This is a genomic window from Pseudomonas aestiva (assembly GCF_039908605.1).
GTDB lineage: Bacteria > Pseudomonadota > Gammaproteobacteria > Pseudomonadales > Pseudomonadaceae > Chryseomonas > Chryseomonas aestiva.
Window position 1 is genome coordinate 499935 of the sequence record NZ_CP150916.1, and the last position, 11533, is coordinate 511467.

Sequence of the window (11533 nt, forward strand, 5' to 3'; positions counted from 1 at the left end):
TCGCTCAGGCTTCCTTGCGCAGACCGGTCGGCGCTGCCGCAAGGTCCGGGAGGGCCAGACGCTCGCGCACCGCGTGCTCGATTCCGGCGACGTCCAGACCGCACTCGGCGAGCATGTCGGCCGGCTTGGCGTGTTCGATGTAGCTGTCCGGCAGGCCCAGGTTGAGCACGGGCTGGACCAGGGCACTGGCCTGCAGGAATTCGTTGACCGCACTGCCGGCGCCGCCCATGACGCTGTTTTCCTCGACCGTGACCAGCAGGTCGTGGTCGGCGGCGAACTGGCGGATCAGCGCCTCGTCCAGCGGCTTGACGAATCTCATGTCGGCCACGCTGGCGTCCAGGCGCTCGGCGACCTGCAGGGCTTCGGCCAGTTGCACGCCAAACACCAGGAAGCCGACCTTGGGGCCGCTTTTCAGGCTGCTCTGGCGACGCACCACGCCTTTACCGATAGGCAGGGGTTCCAGGCCCGGGTCGAGGGCGGCGTTGGGGCCGCTGCCACGCGGGTAACGCACCGCGGCCGGGCCCTGGTGGCGATAGCCGGTGGTGAGCAGGCGGCGCAGCTCGTTCTCGTCGCTGGGCGCCATGATCACCATGCCGGGGATGCAGCGCAGGTAGGACAGATCGAAGCTGCCGGCATGGGTCGGGCCGTCTTCGCCGACCAGGCCGGCACGGTCGATGGCGAAGAGCACGTCCAGGTTCTGCACCGCCACGTCGTGGATCAGTTGGTCGTAGCCGCGCTGCAGGAAGGTGGAATAGATGGCCACCACCGGCTTCATGCCATCGCAGGCCAGGCCCGCAGCCAGGGTCACCGCGTGCTGCTCGGCGATGGCCACGTCGAAGTAGCGCTCGGGATAGCGTTCGGCGAAGCGGATCAGGTCGGAGCCTTCCTTCATCGCCGGGGTGATGCCCACCAGCTTGGTATCGGCGGCGGCCATGTCGCACAGCCAGTCGCCAAAGATGTTGGAGTACTTGGGCGCACCCGGGCGCTTCGGCTTGGCGTCCAGCGGCTCCAGCTTGGTGATGGCGTGGTAGCTGATGGGATCGGCCTCGGCGATGGACAGGCCCTTGCCCTTGCGGGTGATCACATGGAGGAACTGCGGGCCCTTGGCGTCGCGCAGGTTGCTCAGGGTGGTGACCAGGGTCGGCAGGTCGTGGCCGTCGATGGGGCCGATGTAATTCCAGCCCAGCTCCTCGAACAGGGTGCCGGGCACCAGCATGCCCTTGGCGGCCTCTTCGGTGCGGCGGGCGATTTCCCAGGCGCCGGGCAGCTTGGAGAGGGCCTTCTTGCCGTTCTCGCGCAGGTGCTGGTAGGTACGGCTGGACAGCAGCCGCGCCAGGTAGTTGGACAGGCCACCGACGTTGCGCGAGATGGACATGTCGTTGTCGTTGAGCACCACCAGCATGTTGGCGCCGGTGTCCGAGGCGTGGTTGAGCGCCTCGAAGGCCATGCCCGCGGTCAGGGCGCCGTCGCCGATCACCGCGACCGACTTGCGCTCGATGCCCTGCAGCTGGGCGGCGATGGCCATGCCCAGGGCGGCGCCGATGGAGGTGCTGGAGTGACCGACGCCAAAGGTGTCGTACTCGCTCTCGCTGCGGCGCGGGAAGGCGGCCAGGCCGTCCTTCTGGCGCAGGCTGGCCATGCCTTCGCGGCGGCCGGTGAGGATCTTGTGCGGATAGGCCTGGTGGCCGACATCCCACACCAGCCGGTCTTCCGGGGTGTTGAAGACATAGTGCAGGGCCACGGTCAGTTCGATGACACCCAGGCCGGCGCCGAAGTGACCGCCGGTCTGGCCCACGGTCCACAGGAGAAAGGCGCGCAGTTCGTCGGCGACGGCTTCCAGCTCGGCGTCACCGAGCTGGCGCAGCTGGACCGGCGAGTCGATGCGGTCGAGCAGGGGCGTCGCGGGACGCTGGCGGGGAATCTCGTGAAACGTCTTGGGCATCTGGCTGATCACTTTGCGCAGAGAATTAGGCAGTTTACCCGATGCCCGCGTGGCATCCCAACAGCGGGCAGGGCGTCTTGTTATGCCCCTGTGACAACGGACCCGGGGGCAAATGCGGCCCGGGTCACGAGTTTTTCCGCCGGAGGCGCGTCTAGCTACGTCGTTCCACGATGTAGCGGGCCAGGGCGCGCAGGGGTTCGGCCGGCGTACCCAGCGGTTCGATGGCGGCCAGGGCGGTGTCGCGCAGCTCCAGGGCATAGGCCTTGGCGGCGTCCAGGCCGAGCAGCGCCGGGTAGGTCGGTTTGTCGCGGGCGAGATCGGCGCCCTGGCGTTTGCCCAGGGTCTGGGTATCGCTTTCGATGTCGAGCACGTCGTCCCAGACCTGGAAGGCCAGGCCGATGGCCTCGGCGTAGCGGGCCAGGGCGTCGCGCTCGGCGGCACCGGCGGCTTCGCTGGCCAGGGCGCCAAGCTGCACACTGGCGGCGATCAGGGCGCCGGTCTTGTGCAGGTGCATGGTCTCCAGCGCCGGCTGGTCGATGCGCCGGCCGACCGACTCCAGGTCGATGGCCTGGCCGCCGACCATGCCCGCCGGACCGCTGGCGCGCGCCAGCACGGCGATCATCTCCAGCCGCACCGCGGCAGCCTGGGGTGCCGTCAGCAGGGTCTCGAAGGCCAGGGTCTGCAGGCCGTCGCCGGCGAGGATGGCGCAGGCCTCGTCATAGGCCTTGTGGGTGGTGGGCCGGCCGCGGCGCAGGTCGTCGTCGTCCATGGCCGGCAGGTCGTCGTGGACCAGGGAATAGGCGTGGATCAGCTCCACCGCGCAGGCCGCCTGGTCGGCGCGCGCCGGATCGCCACCCAGGGCTTCGCAGGCGGCATAGACCAGCAACGGCCGTACCCGCTTGCCGCCACCCATGACGCTGTAGGCCATGGCGGCATAGAGCCGGGCGAGTTCGGCGCGGGGGGCGGTGAACAGTGGGGCGAGGGCGGTGTCGACGCGGGTCTGGCAGCGTTGCTGGTAGGCCTCGATCATGCGTCGTCACCGGCCGGGGCGAAGGGGGCGGCGCTGAGTTCGCCGTCCTTTTCCAGCAGGATCTGCACCTTCTGCTCGGCCTGGGCCAGGGCGCCCTGGCATTCGCGGGTCAGGCGGATGCCCTGTTCAAAGGCGCCGAGGGAGTCCTCCAGGGACAGCTCGCCGCTCTCCAGGCGTTCCACCAGGGTCTGCAGTTCGGCCAGGGATTGTTCGAAGTCGGGAGCTTTCTTGCGGGCCATCGGGATTCTCGGCAGAGGCGATCGGGTCGCGGGAAGTGGGCAACAGGTCGGCTATTGTGCCACAGCCATCGGCGCCGCTTGACGCCGTGCCCGGCCAGGCCCTAGGGTAGCGCTCATGAACACGCGCAGCCGCCAACGCCCCAGCATTATTACCGCCATTACCTGATGGCGGGACAGCGTTAGCTGCGCAACCAGACCCGCCCAAGAGGCGGGTTTGTACTTTCTGACTCCTGGGCCCCGACGAAACACCCCAGGAGCCCGCCATGACCGTCCAGGAACCCGCCACCGATCTCTTGCAGCGCTATGCCCGCAAGATCCTCGAAGCCCCCGTCTATGACGTGGCGATCGAAACGCCCTTGCAACCGGCGCGGGCGCTGTCCGAGCGGCTGGGCTGCCAGGTGCTGCTCAAGCGCGAAGACCTGCAGCCGGTGTTTTCCTTCAAGATCCGCGGCGCCTACACCAAGCTGGCCAGCCTTTCGGCCAGCGAGAAGGCCCGCGGGGTGATCACCGCCAGCGCCGGCAACCACGCCCAGGGCCTGTCCCTCGCGGCCCGCGAACTGGGCGTGCGGGCGATCATCGTCATGCCGCGCACCACGCCGGAGCTCAAGGTCATCGGCGTGCAATCGCGCGGTGGCGAGGTGGTGCTGCACGGCGACGCCTTTCCCGAGGCCCTGGCCGAGGCCTTGCGCCTGGTCGAGGAGCAGGGCTACACCTTCGTGCCGCCCTATGACGATCCGGACGTCATCGCCGGCCAGGGCACCGTGGCCATGGAGATCCTGCGCCAGCATCCCGGGCGGCTGGATGCCATCTTCGTCCCGGTCGGTGGCGGCGGCCTGATCGCCGGCATCGCCGCCTATGTAAAATACCTGCTGCCCGAGATCAGGGTGATCGGTGTCGAACCGGACGACTCCAACTGCCTGCACCAGGCCATGGCGGCGGGTGAGCGGGTGGTGCTGCCGCGAGTCGGGCTATTCGCCGACGGCGTGGCCGTGGCCCAGATCGGCCACCATACCTTCGAGATCTGCCGGCGTTATGTCGACGAGGTGATCACCGTCAGCTCGGACGAGATCTGCGCGGCGATCAAGGACATCTACGACGACACCCGCTCCATCACCGAACCCTCGGGCGCCCTGGGCGTGGCCGGGATCAAGAAGTACGCCGAGCGTGAAGGCAGTGGCGGCCAGGTGCTGGTGGCCATCGATTCCGGTGCCAACATCAACTTCGACCGCCTGCGGCACGTGGCCGAACGCGCCGAACTGGGTGAGCAGCGCGAAGCCATCATTGCCGTGACCATCCCCGAGCGGCCGGGCAGCTTCCGGGCCTTCTGCGAGGCCCTGGGCCGGCGGCAGATCACCGAATTCAACTACCGCTACCATACTGGCGAAGAGGCCCATATCTTCGTCGGCGTCCAGACCCATCCGCAGCGCGATCCGCGCGAGGCCTTGCTGCACGGGCTGCGCGACCAGGGTTTCCCGGTGCTGGACCTGACCGACAATGAACTGGCCAAGCTGCATATCCGCCACACCGTGGGCGGTCATGCCGCGCGGGTGGGCCAGGAGCAGGTGTTCCGCTTCGAATTCCCCGAGCGACCGGGCGCGCTGTTCGACTTCCTCGAAAAGCTGGGCGGGCGCTGGAACATCAGCATGTTCCACTACCGCAACCACGGCGCGGCGGATGGTCGGGTATTCGCGGGGCTGGAAGCCAGCCAGGCCGAACGGCCGGAGCTGCTGGCGACGCTGGATGCCATCGGCTATCGCTACTGGGACGAGACCGAGAATCCGGCGTATCGGTTGTTTATCAGGTGAGGGGGTGTTGGGCTTCGCTACGCTCAGCGCCAACCTACGGCGCATACGAGTAGATACCGTCTTCGCCCCTCAGTGTGCAATCGCTAAAGCAGGATCGAAAGGCTTGCCCGATTTGAGCACGCCATAGGCGATGGTCAGCAGCTTGCGCATGGCGGCACAGACGGTTTGTTTACCTTTCTTCCCCCTGGTTTTCAGACGCTCGGCTTGCGCCTTGATAGCCGGGTTGTAGGTCAGCGCCACGACGGCGGGTAGGTATAGCGCACTTCGTAAGCGGACCGATCCCATGCGCGAGATGCCGGTATGGCCGCGGTAAAGACCTGATTCCTGTAGGCGTGGGTTCAAACCGGCAAAGGCGGTCACGGCGCGGGCATCGGCGAAGCGACCGATATCGCCGAGCTCCGCCAGGATCAGGGCGGCGGTCTTGTCGGCGATGCCGTCTATGCTCACCAGCAGATCACGTTTGCCGCGCAGGTCCGGGTCATCGTCGATATGCCGTTTGATCTGTTCGAGCGTCCAGGCGATCTGCTCATCGAGCCGCTGCACGACCGCCTGGATCGAGTTTTGGACTTTTTCCGGGCTGACCTCGAGCCGATTGAGCTCCATCTGCCGTAGCGATTGGAGATCCTCCAGGCGCCGGGTCAGCGCGCGAAGCGTGCGGATGGACACAGGCTCCGGGTGCCAGGCCCGCAGGCTGTCTTCATGCCGCTGGCCATAGGTGGCGATCAGCTTGGCGTCGAGTTTGTCCGTCTTGCTGCGCTGCAATTGGCTTTGCGCATAGCGAGCGATCTGTGCCGGATTGAGCACGGCGATTCGGTAGCCCAGCGCATGGAAATGCTCGGCGAGCGCTTCGTGATAGGTGCCCGTGGCCTCCATCACGATCCAAGCGCCTGGCTCGGCATGCTGTTGCAGCCAGTCGGCAAAGACCGCGAAGCCTGACGGATCATTGCTCAGCCTGCCCTTGGTCCGGTGCTTGCCATTGGATTGCAGGACCGCCAGATCGAAGCTGCGCTTGGCGATATCAACACCGATTACGGCCATGATGTCTCCTCCTTCAGATGCGACACGATCACGTCATCCCGTCCAACCTTGTGCAATACGAGCTCTGGAGGCTCTAGATACCGTTCGGACTCGGGGATGGGTGTGGAGGAGGCGGCCTATCTACGTTGCAAGCTCAAAGGCTTAAGGGTGGACACGGCCTGCCATCCTCCCCCGATGATCAGTCGGGGACTATGCCCCCCTAAGGAGGCTGTCGTCGAGATACAAGGGTGGATAACGGCGCAGCCCTATCCACCGTTGGCACCCGTGCGAGCTAGTGGAAAACGCTGCGCGGTTTTCCACGCTACGAAATCCAATCGCCCCCTCTCCCTCTGCGAGAGGGCTGGGGTGAGGGTGGCCAAACGCCAAAATTAAGCTGTTGGACTTCGCTGCGCTCAGCGCCAACCTACGGGAGCGTACGGGTAGGGTGGATAACGGCGCAGCCTTGTCCACCGTTGGCACCCGTGCGAGCTAGTGGAAAACGCTGCGCGGTTTTCCACGCTACGGGATTCAACCGCCCCTCTCCCGCTGGGAGAGGGCTGGGGTGAGGGTGGCCAGACACCAATAGTCCTGCCCGTTGGGCTTCGCTGTGCTCAGCGCCAACCCACGAGAGCTTCAATCCGCGTCATAGCGGGCGCTGAAGGCCCGTACGAAGGCATTGCGCAGGATATTGAAGAAAGCCTGCAGCGGGCTGATGTCCTGGTTCTTCACGCTGCCGGACAGGTCGACCCGGGTGGCGAACTGATCGCGGCGCTGATTCTTGAGCAGGGTCTGGGCGGTGCCGACCACGGCTTCCCAGGCGCTTTCCAGGGCGTTCTTGTTGCGATTCTCGACGTCCTGCTGCCAGTCGAAGATGTCGACGTTCTTCATCAGGGGTTTGACGTAGCCGCTGAGCTGGCCATCCACCGCCCTGGCTTCCACCACCACGTCGCCGCTGCCGGCGCGGAAATCGAACTTGCCGTAGGCACGGGCGAAGTCGTTGAGCTTGGGCAGGTCGATGTCGGTCACCCGCAGGCGGAAGTCGAAGTCGGTGAAGTCCTTGAAGGGATCGAAACGGGCGCTGGCTTCCAGCGGCGCGCTGCCGAGCACGGCGGCCTTGCCTTCGAAGTGGGCGATGCGTTCGCCCTGGGCGTCGGCGGCGTTGGTCAGGTTGTAGAGACTGGCGTTGACGTCGGTGGCCGACAGATTCACCTGGGGCTTGGAGTTGAAGTTGCGGAAGGTCACCCGCCCGTTGACCACCCGCACCTCGTCCAGGGTGATGGAGATCAGCTTGTCGACCTGATCCTGCCAGTCGGTGCCTGCGCCGGTCTGCGACTGTTCCTTGCGGGCCCCGCCGTCGACGAAGTTGAGTTCGGGTCGATCGAAGGCAAGGCGCCCGACGATGGCATGGTCCCGCCACAGCGAACGCCAGCTCACCGCGATGTCGATGCTGGGCGCCTTGAGAAAGGGCACCGGTACCTTGCCGTTGACCTTGACGATCTCCAGCCCCTCGATGCGATAGGCGCCGCGCCACCAGGCCAGGTCCACGTCGGTGATCTGGCCACGATAGTCGCCCATGTCCGCCAGCTTGTCGTTGAGGTAATGGCGGATCAGCAGCGGCGCGGCCAGGTGCAGGCACAGCAGCAGGACGACCAGGCCGATGAGGAGGTAAAGCGGCAGGCGCAGACGGCGGGACATGATGGCGACTCGGGGCGGACTTGTACCCGGTCGACCCTGAGGAACGGGCCTGAGTTTCTCGTGAGTTTGCCTGGCGGCCCGACGCAGGGCGCCGACATGGGCGAAAGGCTCTGCCTGGGCGGCTTGCCTCCGTACCGGTCGTCGCTCCGCTGCGCCTGTTATGCGCTACTCGAACGGCAGGCGCAAAAAAGCCGGCTTGTGGCCGGCTTTAGAGGGCGGGTTGAGCTGATTTTTGGTGAGCCCGGCCCGCCCGGGTTGCCCTTGCCGGGCAGATGAGAAAGAGGCCTGAGGCCTCCGGCGGCGATCGGCAGATGGCGGATCGGCGCAGGGTCGCGGATGGCGACGAGGGGTGCAGGGTAGTCGCTTTGCCGCCGGATAGGAAGCCCGGTGTGCCCGGTGTGACGTCCGGAAACAGAAAAGCCCGGCAAGCCGGGCTTTTCGAAGGAGCGTGGATCAGCCCTTGTAGGCGGCCACGGCCTTGGTGATCTCGGCGCGGGCGGCGTCGGCGTCGCCCCAGCCTTCGACCTTGACCCACTTGCCCTTCTCCAGATCCTTGTAGTTCTCGAAGAAGTGCTTGATCTGCTCCAGCAGCAGGGCCGGCAGATCGGTGTATTCCTTCACGTCCTTGTACAGGACGCTCAGCTTGTCGTGGGGGACGGCGATCAGCTTGGCGTCACCGCCGGCTTCGTCGGTCATGTGCAGCACGCCGACCGGACGGGCACGGATCACGGCGCCGGGAGCGACCGGGTAGGGGGTGACGACCAGCACGTCGAGGGGATCGCCATCGTCGGCCAGGGTGTTGGGGATGTAGCCGTAGTTGGCCGGGTAGAACATCGGGGTGGCCATGAAACGGTCGACGAAGAGGGCGTCGCTGTCCTTGTCGATCTCGTACTTGATCGGCGCGTGGTTGGCCGGAATCTCGATGGCGACGTAGATGTCGTTCGGCAGGTCTTTGCCGGCGGGAATCTTGCTGTAGCTCATGAACGGGTCCCTCTGGTCGGTTGGGAAAAGTGGCCGGGAGTATAGGCGCTTTCAGATCGGGGTTCGAGCCTCGGACTCCGGGGGTGTCGGCTGTTGCACGCTCGCCAGGCTAGCGGCGAGACGCTGGCGCGGATCCTGGCGGAACAGCTGCTGCAGCTGTCCGTAGACGGCCGGATAGTGTTCGCCGAGCAGGTCGGGCGCGCTGAAGAAATACTCGCAGGCGACGGCGAAGAATTCCTCGGGGCTTTCCGCCGCATAGGGGTCGAGGACAGTCTGCGCATCCGGATCGGCGTCGAGCTGGCGATTGAGGTCGTCATAGGCGCCTTGCAGGGCTCCGGTCCAGGCGGCCTGGGGCATGCCTTCGTGCAGTGGCGGCTGGCCGTTGCACAGACCGCCGGCGAGCAGATCGAGGAGGTGGGCGAATTCGTGGATGACCAGGTTGTAGGCCTCCCAGCCGCCACTGGCCTGGATGCCGGGCCAGGCCAGCACCACCTGGCCGCGATCCCAGGCTTCGCCGTCGCGTTCCTCGTCCCACTCGTGTTCCAGGCCACCTTCGTCGCGATGGCGCTGCGGGCTGACGAAGGCGTCTGGGTAGACGACGATCTCGCGGACATTGGGATAGAGCGCCGCTTCCGGCAGGTGCAGCAGCGGCAGCAGGGCCTGGGCGGCCAGCAGCAGGCGGTCGCCGTCATCCAGTTCCAGGCCCTGGAGCAGGGTCAGGCGCTTCTCGGCGAGAAACAGCACGCAGTGCTCGCGCAGCCAGGTGTCCTCCGCGGCACTCAGGCCATCGAGGATCGGCAGGCGCTGACGCAGGCGCGCCCAGAGCTCGTCGGCGATGGCGACCCGCTCCAGCAGGCGCCGTTCGCGCCAGGCGCGCCAGAAACCCAAGGACTCAGACTCCGCTCTGGACCGCGGCGCGCCGGCTCTTGATCAGGCCGAGGATCATCGGCAGCAGGGAGATACCGATGATCGCCAGCACCATCAGGGTGAGATTCTGCTTGATGAAGGGCACGTTGCCGAAGAAGTAGCCCAGGCTCACCAGGCCGCCGACCCAGAGCAGCGAGCCGAGCACGCTGTAGGCGAGGAAGTAGGGATAGTGCATGCGGCCGACGCCGGCGACGAAAGGGGCGAAGGTGCGGATGATGGGCAGGAAGCGCGCCAGGGTGATGGTCTTGCCGCCGTGGTGCTCGTAGAAGGCCTGGGTGCGCAGCAGGTAGTCGCGGCGGAAGATCTTGGAATGGGGGTTGCTGAACAGCTTGTCGCCGGCGAAGCGGCCGATCAGGTAGTTGGTGCTGTCGCCCGCCACCGCGGCGAACATCAGCAGGCCGGCGAGCAGATAGGGGTCCATGTCGCCGAGGGCAGAGAGGGCGCCGGCGATGAACAGCAGGGAGTCGCCGGGCAGGAAGGGCATGACCACCAGACCCGTCTCGCAGAAGATCACGGCGAAGAGAATGACGTAGATCCAGGTGCCGTACTGGGCTACCAACCCGCTGAGATAGACGTCGAGGTGCAGGATCAGATCGATCGGGTTGAATTCCATGGGGCGTGCCTACCGTAGTTGCGAGGGTCCGGCGGCGATTATAAGGGCAGCCGGGGCCAGCGTTTGTGGCCTGGTCGAGATCGGCGCCGGGAAAAAACGCCAGCCGCTCAGAGGTCAGGGTAGGCGAAAGGTTCACTCCCGCGCCGGGGCCGACGCGGGAGTGGCGCGCTGGTTCTCAGCCCAGCGCCATGTCGATCACCACCCGACCCTCGATACCGCCGCCGTGCATGCGGGCGAAGATGTCGTTGATGTTCTCCAGCGGCTCGGCGCTCACCGTGGCCTTGACCTTGCCTTCGCCGGCGAAGTCCAGCGCCTCCTGCAGGTCCAGGCGGGTGCCGACGATGGAGCCACGCACCGTGGTGCCGTTGAGCACCATGTCGAAGATCGACAGCGGGAAGTCACCCGGCGGCAGGCCGTTGAGGGCGATGGTGCCGCCGCGGCGGGTCATGCCGATGGCCTGCTCGAAGGCCTTGGGCGACACCGCCGTGACCAGGGCGCCGTGGGCGCCGCCGATCTCCTTCTTCAGGTAGGCCGCCGGATCCTGCTCGCGGGCGTTGACGATGACCTCGGCGCCCAGGCGGCGGGCGAGGTCGAGCTTCCGGTCGTCCACGTCCACCGCCGCCACGTTCAGGCCCATGGCTCGGGCGTACTGCACCGCCATGTGGCCGAGGCCGCCGATGCCGGAGATCACCACCCAGTTGCCCGGGCGGGTGTCGGTCATCTTCAGGCCTTTGTAGACGGTAACCCCGGCGCAGAGGATGGGTGCGATCTCGACGAAGCCGACGTTGTCCGGCAGGCGGCCGACGTAGCCGGCATCGGCCAGGGTGTATTCGGCGAAGCCGCCGTTCACCGAATAGCCGGTGTTCTGCTGGGATTCGCAGAGGGTCTCCCAACCGCCCAGGCAATGCTCGCAATGACCGCAGGTGGAATACAGCCAGGGCACCCCGACCCGGTCACCTTCCTTGACATGGGTGACCCCGGCGCCCACCGCCACCACATGGCCGACGCCTTCGTGACCGGGGATGAAGGGCGGATTGGGCTTGACCGGCCAATCGCCCTGGGCGGCATGCAGATCGGTGTGGCAGACGCCGCTGGCGGCGATCTTGACCAGTACCTGGCCGGCACCCGGGGTGGGCACCTCGACTTCGCGGAATTCCAGGGGTTTGCCAAAGGCGGTGACGACAGCGGCTTTCATTGTTTTAGGCATGACGAGTCCCTCATGGAGGCATGATGCGTGGATGAAGCCAGACGAGGCCTGCGCCGGGACGCACCTGTCTACCACGG

At 66.4% G+C, this 11533-nt stretch carries 10 protein-coding genes; 1 reads left to right on the plus strand and 9 read right to left on the minus strand.

Going from position 1 to position 11533, the window contains the following annotated elements; genetic code table 11:
• Nucleotides 1–4: 4 nt before the first annotated feature.
• From dxs to AABM56_RS02380, 3 genes are all read right to left on the minus strand, one after another.
• Nucleotides 5–1942: a 1-deoxy-D-xylulose-5-phosphate synthase gene (gene dxs / locus AABM56_RS02370; protein WP_133860581.1), complete on the minus strand. Its 1938-nt coding sequence runs from the start codon at nt 1940–1942 to the stop codon at nt 5–7.
• Between the two features lie 151 nt (nt 1943–2093).
• Nucleotides 2094–2972 carry a polyprenyl synthetase family protein gene (locus AABM56_RS02375; protein WP_133860582.1) on the minus strand — a complete coding sequence of 293 codons (879 nt, stop codon included), beginning with the start codon at nt 2970–2972 and terminating at the stop codon, nt 2094–2096.
• The gene (locus AABM56_RS02380; protein ID WP_017639518.1) at nt 2969–3211 is read right to left on the minus strand and encodes an exodeoxyribonuclease VII small subunit; all 243 of its coding nucleotides are present in this window, start codon (nt 3209–3211) and stop codon (nt 2969–2971) included. Before AABM56_RS02380 ends, AABM56_RS02375 begins: the two co-directional genes overlap by 4 nt.
• 263 nt (nt 3212–3474) lie before the next feature.
• On the opposite strand from AABM56_RS02380, the gene ilvA reads away from it, so the two are divergent.
• Complete coding sequence (gene ilvA / locus AABM56_RS02385; RefSeq protein ID WP_347883813.1) at nt 3475–5016, plus strand: threonine ammonia-lyase, biosynthetic; 1542 nt, start codon at nt 3475–3477, stop codon at nt 5014–5016.
• Between the two features lie 69 nt (nt 5017–5085).
• Here ilvA and AABM56_RS02390 read toward each other — a convergent pair whose 3' ends face one another.
• The 6 genes from AABM56_RS02390 to adhP form a co-directional block, all read right to left on the minus strand.
• Complete coding sequence (locus AABM56_RS02390; RefSeq protein ID WP_309740940.1) at nt 5086–6054, minus strand: IS110 family transposase; 969 nt, start codon at nt 6052–6054, stop codon at nt 5086–5088.
• Between the two features lie 612 nt (nt 6055–6666).
• Complete coding sequence (locus AABM56_RS02395) at nt 6667–7728, minus strand: DUF748 domain-containing protein (RefSeq protein ID WP_133862358.1); 1062 nt, start codon at nt 7726–7728, stop codon at nt 6667–6669.
• Nucleotides 7729–8181: 453 nt separating this feature from the next.
• Nucleotides 8182–8709 (minus strand): inorganic diphosphatase, encoded by a 528-nt coding sequence (gene ppa, locus AABM56_RS02400; RefSeq protein WP_007161198.1) that lies wholly within the window; start codon nt 8707–8709, stop codon nt 8182–8184.
• A gap of 51 nt (nt 8710–8760) precedes the next feature.
• The gene (locus tag AABM56_RS02405) at nt 8761–9597 is read right to left on the minus strand and encodes a M90 family metallopeptidase (protein WP_133862357.1); all 837 of its coding nucleotides are present in this window, start codon (nt 9595–9597) and stop codon (nt 8761–8763) included.
• A gap of 4 nt (nt 9598–9601) precedes the next feature.
• Nucleotides 9602–10249 carry a DedA family protein gene (locus AABM56_RS02410; RefSeq protein ID WP_133862356.1) on the minus strand — a complete coding sequence of 216 codons (648 nt, stop codon included), beginning with the start codon at nt 10247–10249 and terminating at the stop codon, nt 9602–9604.
• A gap of 175 nt (nt 10250–10424) precedes the next feature.
• Nucleotides 10425–11456 (minus strand): alcohol dehydrogenase AdhP, encoded by a 1032-nt coding sequence (gene adhP, locus AABM56_RS02415; RefSeq protein WP_133862355.1) that lies wholly within the window; start codon nt 11454–11456, stop codon nt 10425–10427.
• Between the last annotated feature and the right edge of the window lie 77 nt (nt 11457–11533).

Bases quoted from the DNA above. Each gene is read 5' to 3' on its own strand.
- adhP (WP_133862355.1), bottom strand. From the start codon at position 11,456: ATGCCTAAAACAATGAAAGCCGCTGTCGTCACCGCCTTTGGCAAACCC.
- dxs (WP_133860581.1), bottom strand. From the start codon at position 1,942: ATGCCCAAGACGTTTCACGAGATTCCCCGCCAGCGTCCCGCGACGCCC.
- ilvA (WP_347883813.1), top strand. From the start codon at position 3,475: ATGACCGTCCAGGAACCCGCCACCGATCTCTTGCAGCGCTATGCCCGC.
- ppa (WP_007161198.1), bottom strand. From the start codon at position 8,709: ATGAGCTACAGCAAGATTCCCGCCGGCAAAGACCTGCCGAACGACATC.
- AABM56_RS02390 (WP_309740940.1), bottom strand. From the start codon at position 6,054: ATGGCCGTAATCGGTGTTGATATCGCCAAGCGCAGCTTCGATCTGGCG.
- AABM56_RS02375 (WP_133860582.1), bottom strand. From the start codon at position 2,972: ATGATCGAGGCCTACCAGCAACGCTGCCAGACCCGCGTCGACACCGCC.
- AABM56_RS02395 (WP_133862358.1), bottom strand. From the start codon at position 7,728: ATGTCCCGCCGTCTGCGCCTGCCGCTTTACCTCCTCATCGGCCTGGTC.
- AABM56_RS02380 (WP_017639518.1), bottom strand. From the start codon at position 3,211: ATGGCCCGCAAGAAAGCTCCCGACTTCGAACAATCCCTGGCCGAACTG.
- AABM56_RS02410 (WP_133862356.1), bottom strand. From the start codon at position 10,249: ATGGAATTCAACCCGATCGATCTGATCCTGCACCTCGACGTCTATCTC.